This window comes from Leeuwenhoekiella palythoae (assembly GCF_020310025.1).
GTDB lineage: Bacteria > Bacteroidota > Bacteroidia > Flavobacteriales > Flavobacteriaceae > Leeuwenhoekiella > Leeuwenhoekiella palythoae.
Window position 1 is genome coordinate 2,290,484 of sequence record NZ_CP084318.1, and the last position, 18,305, is coordinate 2,308,788.

General features: G+C 40.1%; 17 protein-coding genes. All 17 read right to left on the reverse strand.

The genetic code is table 11. The features are described from left to right. Position 1: 1 nt before the first annotated feature. The 17 genes from LDL79_RS09810 to LDL79_RS09890 all read right to left on the reverse strand — a co-directional run bounded on the left by LDL79_RS09810 (position 2) and on the right by LDL79_RS09890 (position 18,304). Positions 2-682, reverse strand: a complete 681-nt coding sequence (locus LDL79_RS09810; RefSeq protein WP_027885441.1) for a lipoprotein signal peptidase — start codon at positions 680-682, stop codon at positions 2-4. 44 nt (positions 683-726) lie between these two features. After that, positions 727-1,518 (reverse strand): cation diffusion facilitator family transporter, encoded by a 792-nt coding sequence (locus LDL79_RS09815; protein WP_027885442.1) that lies wholly within the window; start codon positions 1,516-1,518, stop codon positions 727-729. Positions 1,519-1,603: 85 nt separating this feature from the next. Further along, complete coding sequence (locus LDL79_RS09820) at positions 1,604-2,035, reverse strand: cytochrome P450 family protein (protein WP_027885443.1); 432 nt, start codon at positions 2,033-2,035, stop codon at positions 1,604-1,606. 128 nt (positions 2,036-2,163) lie between these two features. Continuing rightward, positions 2,164-3,567, reverse strand: a complete 1,404-nt coding sequence (lpdA, locus tag LDL79_RS09825) for a dihydrolipoyl dehydrogenase (RefSeq protein WP_111126196.1) — start codon at positions 3,565-3,567, stop codon at positions 2,164-2,166. A gap of 87 nt (positions 3,568-3,654) precedes the next feature. Next, positions 3,655-4,089, reverse strand: a complete 435-nt coding sequence (locus LDL79_RS09830; protein WP_008613740.1) for a Fur family transcriptional regulator — start codon at positions 4,087-4,089, stop codon at positions 3,655-3,657. A 35-nt stretch (positions 4,090-4,124) separates the two neighbouring features. Continuing rightward, entirely contained in the window at positions 4,125-6,653 is a 2,529-nt protein-coding gene (locus LDL79_RS09835) for a heavy metal translocating P-type ATPase (RefSeq protein WP_093026604.1), read from the reverse strand. Between the two features lie 4 nt (positions 6,654-6,657). After that, the gene (locus tag LDL79_RS09840; protein WP_027885449.1) at positions 6,658-7,017 is read right to left on the reverse strand and encodes a SpoIIAA family protein; all 360 of its coding nucleotides are present in this window, start codon (positions 7,015-7,017) and stop codon (positions 6,658-6,660) included. Then, positions 7,014-7,478 (reverse strand): Fur family transcriptional regulator, encoded by a 465-nt coding sequence (locus LDL79_RS09845; protein ID WP_051191359.1) that lies wholly within the window; start codon positions 7,476-7,478, stop codon positions 7,014-7,016. The genes LDL79_RS09840 and LDL79_RS09845 overlap by 4 nt, the downstream gene beginning before the upstream one ends. Before the next feature lie 9 nt (positions 7,479-7,487). Then, on the reverse strand, positions 7,488-7,904 hold the full coding sequence (locus tag LDL79_RS09850; RefSeq protein ID WP_027885450.1) for a Fur family transcriptional regulator: 417 nt from the start codon (positions 7,902-7,904) through the stop codon (positions 7,488-7,490). Positions 7,905-7,919: 15 nt separating this feature from the next. Further along, a complete protein-coding gene (locus LDL79_RS09855; protein WP_008613762.1) occupies positions 7,920-8,258 on the reverse strand; it encodes a P-II family nitrogen regulator in 339 nt (112 codons plus the stop codon). Positions 8,259-8,354: 96 nt separating this feature from the next. Continuing rightward, complete coding sequence (locus LDL79_RS09860; protein WP_225597577.1) at positions 8,355-9,593, reverse strand: efflux RND transporter periplasmic adaptor subunit; 1,239 nt, start codon at positions 9,591-9,593, stop codon at positions 8,355-8,357. Between the two features lie 22 nt (positions 9,594-9,615). After that, positions 9,616-14,049, reverse strand: coding sequence for a CusA/CzcA family heavy metal efflux RND transporter (locus tag LDL79_RS09865; protein ID WP_225597578.1), 4,434 nt, complete (start codon positions 14,047-14,049; stop codon positions 9,616-9,618). A gap of 138 nt (positions 14,050-14,187) precedes the next feature. Beyond that, complete coding sequence (locus LDL79_RS09870) at positions 14,188-14,496, reverse strand: DUF6660 family protein (protein ID WP_225597579.1); 309 nt, start codon at positions 14,494-14,496, stop codon at positions 14,188-14,190. A gap of 47 nt (positions 14,497-14,543) precedes the next feature. Continuing rightward, complete coding sequence (locus LDL79_RS09875; protein WP_225597580.1) at positions 14,544-16,274, reverse strand: efflux RND transporter periplasmic adaptor subunit; 1,731 nt, start codon at positions 16,272-16,274, stop codon at positions 14,544-14,546. A 10-nt stretch (positions 16,275-16,284) separates the two neighbouring features. After that, on the reverse strand, positions 16,285-17,076 hold the full coding sequence (locus tag LDL79_RS09880) for a cation diffusion facilitator family transporter (protein ID WP_225597581.1): 792 nt from the start codon (positions 17,074-17,076) through the stop codon (positions 16,285-16,287). A gap of 6 nt (positions 17,077-17,082) precedes the next feature. Then, positions 17,083-17,571 (reverse strand): DUF305 domain-containing protein, encoded by a 489-nt coding sequence (locus tag LDL79_RS09885; RefSeq protein ID WP_225597582.1) that lies wholly within the window; start codon positions 17,569-17,571, stop codon positions 17,083-17,085. 25 nt (positions 17,572-17,596) lie between these two features. Beyond that, complete coding sequence (locus tag LDL79_RS09890; protein WP_225597583.1) at positions 17,597-18,304, reverse strand: PepSY domain-containing protein; 708 nt, start codon at positions 18,302-18,304, stop codon at positions 17,597-17,599. Position 18,305: the final 1 nt, after the last annotated feature.

The following is an 18,305-nucleotide window of genomic DNA, read 5'->3' on the forward strand; positions in this document are numbered from 1 at the left end:
ACTAATCGTTGTTTATAATTTTTCTGTTACCCTCAGTATATTTCAACTTTTTATTTTCCGATATTTTCTGGTCTTTTTTTTGTTGGCTTTGAAAGATCAGGAGTAAAATCACTCCCGTGCTAATCCAGACATCTGCGGTATTAAATACAGGGTCAAAAAAAGTAAATTGATTACCTCCCCAAAATGGCATCCATTCCGGAAGCCTTGTATCAATAATGGGAAGGAACCACATATCCACGACATTGCCATTTAAAAATCCAGCATATCCACCCCCTGACGGGAATATTTCTGCAACGTTTTGTACTGCCGGATCACTTTTTTCAAAGATCAGTCCGTAAAATGCACCGTCAATCAAATTGCCCAATGCACCTGCGTATATAAATGCTGCACAGATTACAAAAACCTTTGCATATCCTTCACGTATCATCTTTTTGATATAAAAAGTCCCCCAAACAATGGCGGCCAGCCGAAATAGGATCAAAACAAGCTTGGCCAGATATCCCTCCCCAAACTTAAAGCCCCAGGCCATTCCGGGATTTTCCAAAAAATGCAAGCGAAACCAATCCAGGCCAAATACGTAGTACTCCTCGCCATAATAAAAATGGGTCTTCACATAAATCTTTATGGTCTGGTCTATTGCCAACAACAGTAAAATCAATAATGCTACACTACTTTTATTCATAATTTCCTATTGTTTCCCAACGTCTTGTGCAACATATATTTGCATTATTTAGATAATTTTAAAATTCTTATGGCGCCCCGCATTACAAACGTGAAGACGATGCCGCCAATCACCAAATCGGGCCATTTGCTATTCAGAAAATAGACCAGTACCCCTGCCACTATAACCCCACCGTTTACAATAATATCATTGGACGTAAAAATGGCACTGGCCTGCATATGGGCCTCCTTACTTTTAGCCTTGTTTATCAACCAAAGCGAAATAAGGTTCCCCAGTAGGGCTAAAATGGAAACTACAATCATCCACTGGAACATTGGTGTTTCACTACTGGTAAAAAACCTTCTTAATACCTCTGCAAAACCAAGTGTTGCCAATGCCATCTGAAAATACCCGCTGAATTTTGCGACCTTCTTTTTTCTTGAAATGGCACCGCCTACCGCGAATAGGCTTAGCGCATATACGATGGAATCTGCCAGCATATCCAACGAATCCGCCACAAGTCCCATAGAAGAGGAAATCCAACCTGTGGTCATTTCGATAACGAAAAAACCAAAGTTGATGCCCAAGACCCACCAAAGGATTCTTTTTTGTTTGGATTGGTCTTCCATTACGGGTGGTTCGGCTTCTGTGGTTCCCTCTAAAGAATCCCCAAGGTTTAAACCGGCTATTGATGTTTGTATATCTTCAATGCCATCCACATGATATACTTCCAATTTCCTGTTGGGAATATCAAAATCCAAATATTTCACTTGAGCATAAGATTCCAACTTCATCCGGATCATCTGCTCTTCCGAAGGGCAATCCATTTTGGTTATCTTAAATGTTGTTTTCTCCATTATCTCTTTTTTTATTTTTAATATTCGTTATAATAGTTGTCCTTTATCCGGATACAATTGTTACAAAATCCTTTTAGCAGCAGGTTTACTTCTTCTGCCTGAAACCACTCCGGCAAAGGCACTTTTGCTCTTCATCTTTCTCCCATTTACCAATGTATGTTTCCCAGTAGCTCTTTTGAATTTTTAGGAACCCCCGCAGGCTATCCGGTTTCATCAAAGACATAGACATTTCATTTCTTTGCCTGTATGCTGAATTATTCAGTGTCTGGACACCCTTCTGGAGGAATAATGTTTTTTGCACTCTTTTAGGAGCAGCGTCTTTTCGCTGAAACTTTTCAGTGTCATAGAAAACCTCCGCGGCTTCTTTTCCACTCATGCAGATCGTTTCCTTTAACATCAAACGGGTTCTAAAAATATCGGACCAAAGCTTTTGACGCTTTTTCTGAATAAATTCATAGCCGTCACGAAGTAGCGTCAAACTACTATCGATGTTTTTGTCTTTCGGAATAGTTCTCATGCTCTTTACATTTTTAAAATATTTATTTTATTTTTTAGACCATAAACTTAAACTTAATACAAACTGATTTAAGTCTTATGAAATGATTAAAAACTGCCTAATCCGATTTTACAATTAAATTAAGGCCGTTAAATATGCAACGCTCTGTCTTCGGTGGCTGCCAGACAGGCCTCTTTAAAGGTTTCTGAAAAAGTTGGGTGCCCGTGGGACATCCTTGCAACATCTTCGGCAGATGCCCTGAATTCCATCGCTACCACCGCTTCGGTATAGCTGTCTGCAATGCGTGGCCCTATCATATGCACTCCCAATATCTCATCAGTTTCTTTATCTGCGATTACTTTTATGAAGCCGTCGGTGTCCATACTTATTTTCGCCCTTGCGTTGGCCTTAAAAGGAAAAGAGCCTGTTTTAATACTTCTTCCTGCTTCTTTCAATTCTTCTTCGGTTAAGCCTACCCCGGCCACTTCGGGCTGGGTATAAACAATATTAGGAATAAGCGAATAATTGATATGTGGCTTTTGATCTGCTATCCTTTCGGCTACAAAAACGCCCTCTTCACTGGCTTTATGGGCAAGCATTGCCCCTCGGATTACATCCCCAATGGCATATACACCCTTGACATTGGTTTCAAGGTTCTCATTTACCGTTACCTGTCCTTTCTCATTGGTTTCCACGCCAATGTTTTCAAGGCCTAAATTGGCGGTGTACGGTTTCCGGCCAATGGCCATAAGGCAATAGTCGCCTTCTAAATTCATTTCTTTTTTATCGGACAGGTTTTCCGCTTTCAATTCAACTTTGTTGTCCGTTGCTGTTGCATTGGTCACTTTATGTTCCAAATAAAACTCAATTCCCTGTTTTCTTAGGGAACGATGCAATTGATGTCCCAGTGCGCCATCCATAGTGGCGATGAGGCTATCAAAATATTCCACAATAGACACCTTAGAGCCCAGGCGGGCGAAAACAGAACCTATCTCAACCCCGATAACGCCTCCACCAACGACCAATAAATGGTCGGGGATTTCCTGTAGCGCAAGGGCCTCGGTAGAAGAGATTATCCTTTTTTTATCGATTTTAATATTGGGCAAGGAAGCGGGTTTGGACCCTGTGGCAATGATAATTTTATCGGTTTCTATAGTTTCCGTTTTAGCTTCGGCCTTAATCTCAATCGTGTTTTTGTCCTTGATGGTGCCGTGGCCTTCATAGACGGTAACTTTGTTCTTTTTCATCAGATACCCAACGCCATTGATGATTTCCTGTACCACATCCTGAACCCTTTGGTTCATTTTTTTGATATCGACATTGGCTTCTTTTACATCAATCCCAAAATTTTCGAATTGATGTTTGAGTTTGTAATAATGCTCAGAGGCTTCAAGCCAGGCTTTTGACGGGATACAGCCCACGTTAAGGCAGGTGCCGCCAAGCGTGCTGTACCTTTCAATAATGGCTACTTTTAATCCTAATTGGGCGCAACGTATAGCGCTTACATACCCGCCAGGGCCAGAGCCTATAATTGTTACATCATATTTTTCCATATTCGTAAATTTTTTAATTAAATAAGGTGGGGGAAACCTTAAGCTGACCAGGGGCGCAAGGGTTCAGTTTTAAGGTACTCCCACCTATTATTTTTTACTACAATTTTTACATACCCCTTTTAATACCAGGTTCAAATCGTTTATTTCATAATCGTCCGGCAAGTTTTGTTTCGATATTCTATCCGGCAAGCAAATAGTTTTTCCGCAAACGGTACAATGAAAATGCATATGTAAATCTGTACCGTATTTACCTTTGGCCTTTTTATCGGAAATTGCAAATTTTGCCACTCCTGTCCCATCATTAATCTGATGAATTAGCCCTTTATCTTCAAAAGTTTTTAGGTTTCGATAAAAGGTAGTTCTGTTTGCCGTTTTGTTTTTTTCGCTTTTAGCGATAAAGACTTTTTGCATTTCGTTTAAACTTACTGCATAGGTCTTCCTATTGAGGTATTTGTGAATTTTCAACCTCATTTCAGTGGGACGTATCCCTTTTGACGATAATTTTTTTTCCGTTTTTGTCATTTTATATTCTTTCGAAAAACAGTCTAAGTCCGGATCTAATCTTTTTTATAAGCCAAAAGCCTTAACGCATTAAAAACCACCAGAAGCGTCGAACCTTCATGGATTACTACAGCCACTCCAATATTTGCCAAGCCGAATATGGTTGAAGGTATAAGCAGGGCCACAATACCAAGGCTAACCCAAAGGTTTTGCCTGATAATCGCCTTTGCCTTCCTGCTTAAGCCTATGGCAAAGGGCAGGGTTTCCAACTTATCGGCCATTAGCGCAATATCCGCCGTTTCCAAGGCTACATCACTTCCCGCAGCACCCATAGCTATGCCTACAGTGCTGTTTGCCATGGCAGGGGCATCATTAACGCCATCGCCCACCATTGCCACCTTGGATTCCTTTTCTTTTAATTCTTTTATAGCATCCACTTTTTCTTCCGGCAATAGGCTCCCCCAGGCATCGGTCAATCCTATTTCTTCTGCTACAGCGTCTGCTACCTTCTGGTTATCTCCGGTAAGCATGATCATTCGTTTAATGCCGATTTCTTTTAATTTTTTGAGGGTTCCCTTGGCGGCTTCACGAGGGGTATCCATTAATGCAATGATGCCTATATATTCTTCATTTTTTCGTATAAGCATTGTTGTATTTCCACCACCTTCAAGACCACGCACTTTCGTAGCTATTTTTTCGGAAGGTGTACTCTCATCAAGCCCTTCGTACAGGTCGAGGTTACCTATATAGATTTTATCATTGCCAAACGATGCTTTAATCCCTTTACCCAGAACTGCCTCCAAATTAGAGGCATTTGGGATTTCCTCGCCTTCCAGACGCTCTTTTCCATCACGAACTACAGCTTTGGCCAGGGGGTGATCACTCAAACTTTCCACAGCTACTGCTATTTTGAGAAGTTCGTTTTCAGATATATTTCCAAGTGGCACCACTTGGGTAAGTTTTGGCTTTCCTTCCGTTAGAGTTCCGGTTTTATCAAAGGCGAGGGCGGTAATAACCCCCAGGTCCTCCAGAGGGCGCCCTCCTTTAATTAATACCCCGCCACGGGCAGCTCTGGCCACTCCACTCAATACAGCACTTGGGGTCGAGATTGCCAACGCACAGGGACTTGCAGCTACCAGTACCGCCATTGCCCGGTAAAAGCTCGCGCTAAAGGGTTCGTCAATAACTAAAAAAGCGAACAAAAGAATCCCGACCAAAATAAGGACGGACGGCACAAAATATTTTTCAAATTTATCGGTGAGCAACTGGGTAGGTGATTTTTGGGTCTGGGCCTCGTTAACCAGTTTCACCAATCGGGAAAGCGTTGAATCTTTGGCTGCTTTGATCACTTTAATTTCCAAAGTATTGTTCCCATTGATCGTTCCGGCAAAAACGCGGTTTTCATCCTTGATATCATCTTGCGCCGAATAATCCTTGTCAACATCTTCTACGGGAACTTTATCTACCGGTACACTTTCCCCGGTAATCGGAGCTTGGTTGACACTGCTTTTTCCGTTGACCACAACGCCATCGGCAGATATTTTACTGTTCGGCTTGACCACGATAATATCGCCTATACCCAATTTTTCGATACCCACCTCTTCGGTTTTGCCATCTTTTTTGAGCAAAGCTGTTTTTGGTGCGAGATCGGCAAGGGCCGCTATGGACTTTCGGGCCTTGTTCATTGCATAGTGTTCCAGGGCGTGGCCAAGGCTGAACAGGAACAGCAAGAGTGCACCTTCGGCCCATTCTCCCAGAACAGCGGCACCTATGGCGGCCACCAACATTAAAAAATCGATTTCAAAACCACCTTTGGCAACGGTCTGTATGGCCTCTTTTGCCGTAAAGTAACCCCCAAAAAAGTAAGCACCTATGTATAAAGTAAGACTGACCCAATCTGGGATGGATGCAACATAGGAAAGTCCGAAACCTATCCCGAGAAGGGCGCCGCAGATAATAGAAAAAATAAGCTCCGTATTTTTACCGAAAATCCCACCGTGGGCGTGCCCTTCTCCTTCCTCGTGGGTCTCGCCCTCTTTGTGCTCGTGCCCCTCTGTGGAAGTTTGTTCTTTAGTATCTTCCTTCTTTGAACGCTCCTGTTTTTTGGATGCTTTGGTGTAATCATTTTCGTTTGAAGAACTCCGCTGAATCTGAAGGTATTCTTTTTCAATTTGTTTACTTATTTCATCAAAATTCGTTTGCTTTTTATCAAATTCAAGTCGTACCATTCCAGAGCCTGAAACGGAAACTTCCAAAACTCCATTGATTGCCAAAAGGCTTTTCTCGATGGAACGAGCGTGCCTTGTATGTCTAATCCCCTCAACCTCTAAAAGAAGATGACCATATTTTTCTGTAATTTCTGCCCCGGCATTTTCCGCCAAAGATTGAATTCGGTCAATAGAGATAATGTCCGGATCATAATGAAAGCACAGTTGCGGCACCGTATCTTCCTGATCATCTACTATATGTACTTTTTCAAGACCCTCTTTGGCCTCTAATTCAGCAATGAGCCTTTGCACACAAGTGTCTTTTTCATTTGGCACCTGAGGTAGCAATACCGGAATTTTTAGTTGTAGCTTTTTCATATCCCTATTGGTTTAATATCCATCTTTTAGCTTCTTCCTTTTCGGTAAAGTCGAAATATTTAACTTCCGAGCTTGTAAAAAAATCAGTGGCTTTAGCAGCCCATTCCTGCCATTCTTTTTCACCCACAAAGGCCATCTTTCCATAATCTGAAATATGGGCGGTATCAACTTTTAAATCTTCCCATAAGCCTTTGAGATCGTAGCCCTTAAAGTTAACTAGTTCAAAAAAGAAATTCACCTTATTTCCATTTTTGACAATATTATGTATCAAAGGATGGATTTTCTCTATATCCTCTTTAGTAATCTTACCGCTTATTGAAGCGGATATCAAATTGCTTTTTTCGACATTTTTGATTCGTATCATTGTTTTAAGTTTTTATGAGCAGATTGGTCTATGTTATATTTTAGCTTCTTTGCTTTTTGGCATTTTACACATGCCCCCTTCAAAACTAAATTTACTTCGGTTATTTCGTATTTGTCAGGTAAATTTTCCTGTGGAACTTTATTGGGCAAACAGAAGGTTTTGCTGCAATTCATACAGTGAAGGTGTAAGTGTAGATCCAGCGAATTCTTATCAGAATATGCATATTTTGCGGTAGCCGTACCGTCATCAATTTGATGTATAATCCCTTTCTTTTGAAATAATTTTATACTCCGATAAATTGTTGTTCTATCTCGTGTATGTTTACTTTTTTTAACGAAAGCCGTTTCTATTTCCCTTAATGTTACAGCATAAAACTTTCTTTTGAGATATTTATAAATAAATAATCTCATTTTGGTAGGTCTAATCCCGTTGTTTCTAAGTGTTTCTTCGGCTTTGGTCATCTCATAAAATTAAACGCCACTACATTTCTCACATATTCCCTTTACTACCAGATTGATATCCTCTGCCACATAGCCTTCGGGCAGGTTTATCTGAGGGATTTTGTGCTCTGTAAGGCACACGGTTTCCCCGCAACTATTGCAATGAAAATGTAAGTGAAGGTCGTTTCCCACCTCACATTCACAATTGTCTTCGCACAGGGCATATTTAATGATGCCGGTGCCATCCTCAATTTGATGCACGATTCCTTTTTCTTCAAATGTCTTCATAGTACGGAAAAGCGTACTCCTTTCCGAGCTTTCGAAATCCTTTCCAAGGTCGCCTAAGCTAACGGCCACATTCAGTTGTGCCAGCCGTCTATAGGTCATCAAGCGCATTGCCGTAGGGCGGATGCCTTTGCTTTCCAACTTTTTTACTATTTTTTCCATTTGCTATAAAAGTATTTAGGGGTCGTAACGCTTTATGGATTCCCCGGTTTTTATCTGGAAGGCATCTTCAATATCGGAAAGATAAATTATTCCGTCACCGGGTTCAGTTGTTTTTGCATTCTCAAGGATAATATCTATTGCTGATTGTGCTTCTTCGTTTTGACATACCAGTTCTAACTTTACAACCGGACTGTCTGTTACACGGAAATCTAAAGAAGGTGATGCGCCTTTTGCTTTAAAAGCCCCGGTACCTTCCCCCTGGGAAAGCGTCATACTTTTGAATCCACTTTCACTAAGGGATTCTATCACTTTTTGAACTCGTTTCGGTTTTATAAATGCTTTTATTTCTTTCATTGCTGTAATATTAATTTTAGTATTAAGGATGAACCCTCTGGAATTTTAATTAAGACAAACATTTAACAGAGAGTCCATCCATCTAATTTTTTTAATTTAATGACCATGGGAAGTCTGGCTTTTCTGCATTTCAGAAACCAGATAATAGGCATTATTATAGGCAACCAACGTACCTTCAGGCAGAGGCTCCAGCAGTTTAATTTCAACCCAACCATCTTCATTTATTCCCGTTCTAACCTGCACTGGTTTCAATTCCCATTCGGTTTCACCATCTTCCTGGTGTTTTTGGGCCGTAAAGATGTAGGGATTTCCTTCTTCTTCAATTATTGCTTCTTCCGGTAAGGCAGGAACAGCTTCTTCACCGGTCCTGATTTTTCCGTTTATATACATCCCCGGAATTAGAAAATCTTCTTTATTATCGATTTCTGCATGCACATGTACCGCTTTGGGGTTTTGTTCAAATTGTTTCCCCACTGAATAAATTTCCCCGGTTAAATTACTGCCTGGAACCGATTCCAGTGTAAACGCAATCTTTTGGCCTTCTTTCACCTTATAAATATCTTTTTCAAAAACCATTAGATCGGCATGCACATGTTCATTATCAACTACCATAAACATACTGGTCTGAGGGTCTACATATTGTCCTACCTGTACCAGTACTTTTTCAATATAACCTCCAATTGGGCTTACTACCGGAATATATTCATATAATTCACCGTCTCTAACCTGGGAAGCATTTAGGTTTAACTGCCGTAACTGTGATTCATACCCCCGCACTTCACCTTGTACAGACTGGTAATCTGATTGGGTTTGTTGAAAAGATTTTCCAGATCCTACCTCTGCTTCATATAAACGTTTCTGTCTTTCAAATTCCTTTTCCAAAAATTGCATCCTACTATATGCATTAATATAATCAGACTGCATTCTGGTTAAATTTGGGTGAGAAAGATAAGCCAACACCTGACCTTTATTTACCTTATCCCCCTCAATAACCTTTATAGAAGTTATATTACCGCCTAAGACGGCCGTAACTGTAGCTTCGTATTGAGGCGGCACTTCTAACTGGCCATTGGCTTCCACAATACCGGACAAAGCTTTTTTAGGCAAGGTATCTACTTTAATCCCCAGACTATTGAATTTCATTTCTGAAAGATGTACCGAACGCATCCCTCCTTCTTCTTCATCTCCTTCCTCACCGTGATTTTCACCTTCTTCGGTATTAGTAGTTGCAGTTTCACTGGAAGCATCTTCCCCTGCCGCAGGATTTTCTTTACATCCAAAGAATATGCTGAGCGTTAAGGCAAGCATTAGAATATTTATTGATCTTGTATTCATATCGATTTTCTTATTTTAATTTTTAATTTGAATTCTTAAGGTAATATTCCAGTTGGTAACGGCTGTCGAGATAATCGTTAAAAGCACTCCAGGCATTTACCTCGATTCTAATGGCATCTCTTATATTTTGGAGAAATGTCACATAATCGATAGCGCCTTCCTTAAAGGCCAGCACTGATCCATCTTGTTGCTCTTTGGCCAGCGGAAGTGCTTCATCCCTATAATAATTCCATGAGTTTCTCCATTTGATGTAGTCTTCACGCATATTTTTATAGGCGGTTTCCAGTTCGATTTTATCCTGATAAAAGTTTTGCTCTGCAATCTGTCTATTTACTTGTGCTTCCTGTGTACGGCCTAATTCCGGCCCAAAAAACAGCGGAATTTGAATTCCTATTTGATATTGGAAGAAACCCGATTGCCCGGCTATTTCCTGCCTACCGTACTGACCCTGAAATTTGGGCAAAAATTCAGATTTTCGTTCTCTGGTAACCGCTTTGGCAACATCTATCCTTTGTTCCGAAACCTGTAGCAACGGATGATTTTCAAGCGACTCTACCAGAAAGTTTAAAGGTTTGTCTAAAGTTTCAACAGGCAAATCTGGTACATCATAAATCGTATCACTAACAAACCATAGGTTTAAACGCTGTATTGATTTCAGGTAATTTCGGTATGACTGTTCCAGCTGTATTTTAACCTCGTTCGCCTGGTTGGAGGTAGCAAGATATTCCAGTTTAGAGGTAGCTTCTGTTTCATACCGGATTCTTGCAGCCCTTTCAATATCTTCAAAAATTGAATCCATTTTTCTATATACCTGATACGCCTTTTTAGTTGTATAAACAGATGTCCAGGCCCTGCTTACTTCACGTTCAATTTCAATAGTAGATAGCTCTAAGGCATTTTCAGCAAGGGCAACCCTTTCTTTCTGCAATTTTAACCGGGGGGCAATTCCAAAAATATCAATGCCTTGCTGTTGGACGCCAATTTGAGTATAGACCCCATCAGAGCCATTTCCTACTTCTTCTTTTCCTGTAAAGATTTGGGTATTTCCAAAATCATAGGCGGTTTTACGCAATACTTCCTCACTTTCAATTTCAAGTTGAGCAGCTTTTAATTGCGGAAAGTTTTGGATTGCCATTTCTTTAGCCTCTTGCAAACTAATAGTTTGTAAAGAATCCTGTTGTGAATATTCAGATGACATTGCATCAGATTGTGCATTTACAGAAAAGGTTCCGCCTAAAACAAAGCCAATTATCAAAATCGTAGCTAAAGATCGTGAATTGGAAGAACCAAGCTTGTTCTGTTCCTTTTTCTCCCGTCTCTTCTCTACAAATGTATAAAGGACAGGAAGAACCACCAGCGTAAGCAAGGTAGCCGTAAGCATACCACCTATAACAACTGTAGCAAGTGGTTGTTGAACTTCTGCACCGGCAGATGTGGAAAATGCCATTGGTAAAAAACCGAAAATATCTGTTGTTGCTGTTAACATAATAGGTCGTATTCGTTCTTTGGTTCCTGTAAAAATTCTATCTCTTAGACTGGTTACTCCTTCTTCTTTTAAAGAATTGAATCTATTTATTAGTACCAGTCCGTTTAAAACTGCAACACCAAACAGAACAATGAAGCCTACACCTGCGGAAATGCTAAATGGCATACCTCTTAACCAAAGGGCAAAAACACCTCCGATAGCAGCCAATGGTATCGCCATATAGATCATGATAGATTGGGAAAAAGATTTTAAGGCAAAATATAGAAGCACGAAAATCAGGAATAAGGCTATCGGTACCACAATCACTAATCGGTCTTTGGCACTCTGAAGGTTTTCGAACTCCCCTCCATAAGTAATATAATAACCTGGTGGCAATTCTAATTCCTCATCTAATTTTTGCTGAATGTCGTTCACCACAGACTCTACATCCCTTCCCCGGGCGTTTACACCCACATAGGTTCTTCTGTAGGTATCATCTCTTGAAATTTGCATAGGCCCCGGAACATACTCAATATCTGCTATTTCTTTTATAGGCACCTGAGTTCCGTCTGGAAGATCGATATACATACCACGCAAATCATCAATATTCTTTCTATGATCTTCATCAAATCTTACTACCAGATCAAATCGTTTTTCTCCTTCAAAAATGACTCCGGCTGTTCCTCCTGCAAAAGCTGTACTTATGTAATCATTGGCTTTTTGGATATCCAGTCCATATTGCGCAATTTTATCACGGTTAAATTTAACGGTCATTTGTGGGAGGCCTGATGTTCGCTCCGCGTTTACGTCTCCTGCACCAGGCACGGTTTGGATAATACTGGCCATTTCCTGTACCTTTTCCGACAACACCCCCAGGTCCTCTCCATATAGTTTAACCGCAATATCTTCTCTAACCCCCTCTAATAATTCGTTGAACCTTAATTCTACAGGTTGCGTAAACACAAGGTTTACCCCAGTAAGTTCTTTATTGAGTTTTTCCTTGATTTGCGCTATAAGTCCTTCTTTAGTTTCAGCGGTTGTCCAATTATCCTTATCTTTTTCAAGAATCAGGTACATATCTGCTATATCCATCGGCATTGGATCTGTTGGGATGTCCGCTACTCCAATTCTTGCTGTTGCTGTTTTAATTTCAGGAAAATTTTCTAGAAGGATATTTTCTATTTTTTTGGAAACTTCAATAGACTCTGTTAATGAACTTCCTGGTCTGATTAAAGCCTGCATTGCAATATCCCCTTCATCCAGTTGAGGCACAAATTCTCCTCCCATTCTGGAAAAAAGGAAACCGGCTAATACAAGTAGAACAGCAGCAGCACCTACAACAATGAGCTTCAGTTTTAATGCCCCTTTCAGTAAAGGCATATATACCCTTTGTATTCCACCAATTATCTTATCACTTATCCTTTCCAGCCAGCGTTCAAACCTTCCAAACCAGTTCTTTTTATTCTGAATGGGTTTCATAAATAGGGCAGACATCATAGGGACATAGGTAAGGCATAAGAAAATAGCACCTATCATGGCAAAACCGAAAGTGTACGCCATCGGCTTAAACATTTTACCTTCTACCCCCGTAAGAAAAAGTATAGGCGTGAATACAATAAGAATTATAATCTGTCCAAAAAATGCGGAACCCATCATCGTGGTTCCGGCATCATAGGCTACTTTATCCATTACGCCTTGATTGAATTTTAGCTTTCCAGACATAATCCGTTTTTGGATCTCATACACCGTTCCTTCTATAATAATCACGGCACCATCTATAATAATCCCAAAGTCTATAGCTCCCAAGCTCATTAAGTTTGCCCATACATTAAATTGCTTCATTAATATAAAGGCAAAAAGCAAGGACAACGGTATGGTCGTGGCCGTTATGATGCCACCTCTTAAACTACCCAACAATAAAACAAGGGCAAATATCACGATTAGGGCGCCTTCCAGTAAATTGGTTTTAACGGTATCGGTCGTTCTGGCAATTAGCTCACTACGATCAATGATAGGGGCGATAGTGAGACCTTCTGGCAGGGATTTTTCAATTTCTGCCATACGATTCTTAACATTTTGAATAACCGCATTAGGGTTTGAACCTTTTAGCATCATTATTATTCCTCCCACGGCTTCCTTACCGTCTTGCGTAAAAGCACCATAACGTACCTGATTCCCAAAATGGACGCGTGTTGCAACATCTCCAATAGTTACGGGAATGTTGCCCTCGTTAATAATCGAAATATCTTTAATGTCTTCCAAAGAGCGAATAAGACCTTCACCTCTTATGAAATTTGACATTTTATTTTTTTCTATGTAAGCACCGCCTGTATTCACATTGTTCCGAGCGAGAGCCTCATACACTTGTGAAATACTAATACCCAAACTATTCAACTTATCTGGGTTGACAGTGACCTCGTACTGTTTAATACTGCCTCCATAAGAGTTGACCTCTACCACGCCTTCCAGTAATGTGAGTTGTCGTTTGATAACCCAATCTTGCACGGTGCGCAGTTCCATAGGCGAATACTTGTTTTCAAAACCCTCCTCTGGCTTTATAGTGTATTCATAGATTTGACCTAAACCAGTAGAGATGGGACCCATAGATGGACTTCCAAATTTTTCAGGGATAGATTCGCCCAGTTCGTTTAGTTTTTCCTGTACCAGCTGTCGAGGAAGATAGGTTCCCATATCGTCTTCAAAAACGATAGTAACTACGGAAAGGCCAAAGCGTGAGATAGATCTTATTTCTGTAACGCCTGGTAAATTACCCATAGATAGTTCTACGGGATAGGTTACAAATTGTTCAATATCTTCTGTGGCAAGATTTGGCGACTGGGTGATCACCTGAACCTGATTGTTAGTAATATCTGGCACCGATCCCAGGTTGACGGTCATCATGGACCAAATACCCGTCCCTATCAGCGCTAAGGTAAGTAGTCCAATAATAAATTTATTATTAATGGAAAATGCGATTATCTTATTAATCATATAAATAAAAATTTAATTCAGTTAAAATTCTTGATAATAATTTTGTGCCTAACAAAATCTATCAATAGGACCAAGGATCTAGTATGAGAACCAGGATTTGGTCAAAAAAGGATATAATTATCCTTTAAAAAAACTGAATTATGCCTGTGGTGGCTGTAAAATGGAATGGGGAATATCTTTGCCAAGGTCATCGAAATGGGCAAAGAATTCTTGAGGAATAGCAGGCTGTAGCGGTTGAAATGCAACAAGCCCAAAATTTATCGTGTGAACGTGACAACAATGGCATTGGCAAAAAGGCGAGCATAACTCACAGTCTTGGTCATGGTCGCCATCAATATCGATTACTGTAACTACTTGGGTATCATCAGCTCTATTTGCCGCATCGCTACAAGGCACTACATTGAGTGCCAAGAAATAAAACGATAAAATGATTGCTACAACTTTCACAATGCAAAGATAAAAATATTTTGGTGCAACTGTGTTGCAAATGATTTTTACAACGAATCAATCACACTTCCGCAAGTCAACATTGCATCGCCATAGTATGGATTTCTTATTTCTTCTTCCATACTTAACCATACCGCACCTTTATTGTTATTTGCCATAGGGCATTTCTGAATGTAATAATTTGTCGAGTTTTCTATGCTCATTGCAATAGGCACGATATTCTCGTTTAGAATGACGAAGTGAGCGCGCTGGTTTTCCAGAATGTCATTGTTTGCAATGGCATCCAGCATCTCAATACTTTTGGTTAAATGTTGTTTTTCCATCGTACCTAAATCATCAGTCGATATTGCTTTTAATTTTTCTGATGTCGCTTTCGCGAAAGCGGAAACTTGACTTGCATCGCTTGCTACAAGGGCATCTTTCATTTTGAGATATGATGGTAATGCTTTGTCGAAATCAGAACTAAACGCATTACTGAAACTCATTTCCATATCACCCATCATAGCCGATTCATCCTGCATCATTTGCTGATTCATCATTGATTTTTTACCCTGTAACTGTGCCGCTGCATCTACTGTAAATGTTCCATTGGTAACAATTTCATCGCCATTATTTAATCCGGCCGATACTTGGTAAGTTTCGCCAGAGCGATTGCCCAAGGTTACTTCGTGCATTTCAAATACAGGCTCGTTAGGATTGGTTTTCACATATACCAATGAGCGCTCGCCCGTCCATAACACAGCACTTGCAGGCACGGTAAGGGTGTTTTCCATAGTTTGTGTTGCGCCTTTGACTTTACCCGTCACAAACATTCCTGGCTTAAACAGGTCATTCTTATTTTGCAGAGTTGCACGTACCGTTATCGTTCGTGTAGCATTATTTAGAATAGGGTCGATGAATGAGATAGTGCCTTCAAATTCCTTATTGGGATAAGCATTGGTCGTGATATTGATTTTTTGCCCAATGTTGAATTGCGCTATTTGATTTTCATAGGCATCAAATTCTGCCCAAACCGAATTGAGGTTGCTCAACTTCACAATAGGCTGTCCTTGATTTACATAATCGCCTTGTGCTGCCATTACTTCTGAAACCGTTCCGGAAACCGTTGCATAAATCGGGAAATTCTCTCGTACCGTTCCACTTTCTTCAATAGCATTGATTTGTGTATCTGAAAGTTTCCAGTTTTTGAGTTTATTGCGAACGGCTTTGTATAAAGCGGGTTGCGATTCTTTCAACGATGCTGCGGTAATCAATTCCTGTTGTGCCGCTACAAGGTCTGGTGCGTAAATGGTTGCGAGCAGCTGACCACGATTTACTTGTTGACCTTCATAGTTGACGTTGAGTCTTTCTATTCTTCCTTTGAAATAGCTGGCTTGCACAGTATTGTTTTCTTCATTAGCAGCTATTTTTCCAGAAAGGGATATCATCCCATCATCATCGCTGGCTTCTGCATTGCCCACGATAGTGGTTTGAATATTTGCCAACGCCATTGCGTTTTCAGTCATTTTTATCTCGTTTGCAGCGAGACCTTCTGCACCAGCTTCTGCAGGGATTAAGTCCATCCCACATATAGGACAATCGCCAGCTTCGGATTGCATTATCTGTGGGTGCATAGAGCACGTCCACATCTGTTCTGCGCTCTCGCCAGAGTGGTCGTGGTCGGACATATCAGACGTATCCTTATTTGCTGCATTGTCTGAGCTATTTCCAAAAATTAGCCAGCCAGCGCCCAAACCTATGATAACGGCTATTGCTATATATAAAATGTTCTTTTTCATATTCATAATTTTATTTTCCTAATTTCAAAATATTAAGAGCGCCACGGACAACTACTATAAAAACGATTGCGCCTACAATCAAATCAGGCAATCGTGAGCCAGTCCATAGTACCAAAAGCCCAGCAACAATAACCCCAGAATTAATAATGACATCATTTGATGTGAAAATCATACTGGCCTGCATATGGGCTTCTTTACTTTTAGATTTTTGAAGAAGAAATAGACATAGCCCGTTGGCCAATAGTGCCAATATTGAGACTATAATCATTGTTTTAAAATCCGGAACTTCTGTTGGATTTATAAACCTTCTCACTATTTCTACAATTCCTATAACCGCAAGAAGTATCTGAAAATAACCGGCAGTTGTCGCTATTCTTTTTTTAAGTAGTTGGGAACCGCCTACTGCAAAAAGACTTAAACCATATACAAATGAATCTGCCAGCATATCAAGACTGTCTGCAACGAGGCCCATTGATTTTGAAATCAATCCTGTAGTCATTTCAATGACAAAAAAAATAAAATTGATAATCAAAACTGACCATAGTAACCTACTCTGGTTGCTTGCTTCTTCCGCAATTACTTCATCGGTTGGTTCTGAAGAAATCAATTCTTCATTAAACTTCAGGTCTGCAATGGCTTTCTGAATTTCTTCCAAGTTGCCATTATGTAAAACCGTTAGTTTTCTGTTTGGAATATCGAAATCCAATTTTGAAATTCGACCAACTGAATCCAACTTCATTCGAATCATAGATTCCTCAGAAGGACAATCCATTTTTGATATTTTGAATATTGATTTATCCACTTTGTTTTACTCGTTTTCTAAACGCTCAATCATCGCTTTCATTTCAGCAATTTCTCTTCGTTGTGCTTTTATGATTTCTTCAGCCAATTCTTTAACTTCTGGGTCTTCGATATCTGCTCGTTCACTCGTTAAAATGGCGATGGAATGGTGTGGTATCATTGCTTTCATCCAGAGAACATCGCCCACGGTGGATTTTTGGTCGCGTACCAGTCCTAATGCACCTACAAAGAGAACGATACTTCCCAAGACTATGGCGATATTCTTCTTTTTGTTTTGATACATTCCACGCATTGCCACAAACATAATGATGGCCATTGCAGCAATACCAAGACAGACCATATAAAATCTCGTTAGGCTAAACCATACGTGGTCCCATTCATAGGTGTTTAAATACATCGTAATGTACATTGCTACAAAAGAGCAAGCGAGCATTGCTACAAAACGTGTGTAATGATTTTTTGATTTTCCTGAATTTGTGTGTTCATTTGAATTCATAATTTTTGGTTTTATTTGTTACTAATTATTTAATTTTCTTTTTTAGTTTTCTGATTGATGGGGAACTGATATACCACAAAACAAAACCGCTTAAGACAGTTATCAATCCCAAAAGTGAAAATGCCCTTAACAACAACGTGTTGAAATTATCCCTTCCCTGATAATCCATTGTATGGGTCATCCATAGAAAATCAAACCAGCGCCAATCCCTGTGTCTCACCGTTTGAAAAGCGCCATTCTCAACCGCCACATAGGCTTTTAAATTTTGTGGTGTCTCATACGAGATTTCATAAGCTGGAAGTGGGCGATCGCGATATTCGTGATGTGGCCCAACAGAATCGACTAATTGAATTTTTACTATTTCTAAATCGTTCAAAATATACCTATTTGCAACTTGTTGTGCCTCGTCTTTAGAAATTCCATTTTTCATTTGTCCCGTTCTTGCATTGTAAAGCTGTGCTTCATTAATCCAATAGTAAGGTTCATTTGCTATTTCCAGTAGTTCCAAGGATTGTACGGATTCTTTAGTAGCCAGTTGGGATGTGCCGAGCAAATCATTAAAAGAGGTCTGCACAGGTGCCGATTTCTTAAAATGGTTACCGTGTATCTCGTCAATGTCCGTCCAGCTGAAAAACATCCCACTAATCGTCCACATCAGAAACTGAATACCTAAAAAGATACCCAAATAGCGGTGTGCTTTTCTAATCCATTTCGCTGTATTTCTGTTCACCATT

What these genes read in the sequence shown, in the direction of transcription:
- LDL79_RS09810 (WP_027885441.1), bottom strand. Translation starts at nt 682, where the DNA reads ATGAATAAAAGTAGTGTAGCATTATTGATTTTACTGTTGTTGGCAATA.
- LDL79_RS09815 (WP_027885442.1), bottom strand. Translation starts at nt 1,518, where the DNA reads ATGGAGAAAACAACATTTAAGATAACCAAAATGGATTGCCCTTCGGAA.
- LDL79_RS09820 (WP_027885443.1), bottom strand. Translation starts at nt 2,035, where the DNA reads ATGAGAACTATTCCGAAAGACAAAAACATCGATAGTAGTTTGACGCTA.
- lpdA (WP_111126196.1), bottom strand. Translation starts at nt 3,567, where the DNA reads ATGGAAAAATATGATGTAACAATTATAGGCTCTGGCCCTGGCGGGTAT.
- LDL79_RS09830 (WP_008613740.1), bottom strand. Translation starts at nt 4,089, where the DNA reads ATGACAAAAACGGAAAAAAAATTATCGTCAAAAGGGATACGTCCCACT.
- LDL79_RS09835 (WP_093026604.1), bottom strand. Translation starts at nt 6,653, where the DNA reads ATGAAAAAGCTACAACTAAAAATTCCGGTATTGCTACCTCAGGTGCCA.
- LDL79_RS09840 (WP_027885449.1), bottom strand. Translation starts at nt 7,017, where the DNA reads ATGATACGAATCAAAAATGTCGAAAAAAGCAATTTGATATCCGCTTCA.
- LDL79_RS09845 (WP_051191359.1), bottom strand. Translation starts at nt 7,478, where the DNA reads ATGACCAAAGCCGAAGAAACACTTAGAAACAACGGGATTAGACCTACC.
- LDL79_RS09850 (WP_027885450.1), bottom strand. Translation starts at nt 7,904, where the DNA reads ATGGAAAAAATAGTAAAAAAGTTGGAAAGCAAAGGCATCCGCCCTACG.
- LDL79_RS09855 (WP_008613762.1), bottom strand. Translation starts at nt 8,258, where the DNA reads ATGAAAGAAATAAAAGCATTTATAAAACCGAAACGAGTTCAAAAAGTG.
- LDL79_RS09860 (WP_225597577.1), bottom strand. Translation starts at nt 9,593, where the DNA reads ATGAATACAAGATCAATAAATATTCTAATGCTTGCCTTAACGCTCAGC.
- LDL79_RS09865 (WP_225597578.1), bottom strand. Translation starts at nt 14,049, where the DNA reads ATGATTAATAAGATAATCGCATTTTCCATTAATAATAAATTTATTATT.
- LDL79_RS09875 (WP_225597580.1), bottom strand. Translation starts at nt 16,274, where the DNA reads ATGAAAAAGAACATTTTATATATAGCAATAGCCGTTATCATAGGTTTG.
- LDL79_RS09885 (WP_225597582.1), bottom strand. Translation starts at nt 17,571, where the DNA reads ATGAATTCAAATGAACACACAAATTCAGGAAAATCAAAAAATCATTAC.
- LDL79_RS09890 (WP_225597583.1), bottom strand. Translation starts at nt 18,304, where the DNA reads ATGGTGAACAGAAATACAGCGAAATGGATTAGAAAAGCACACCGCTAT.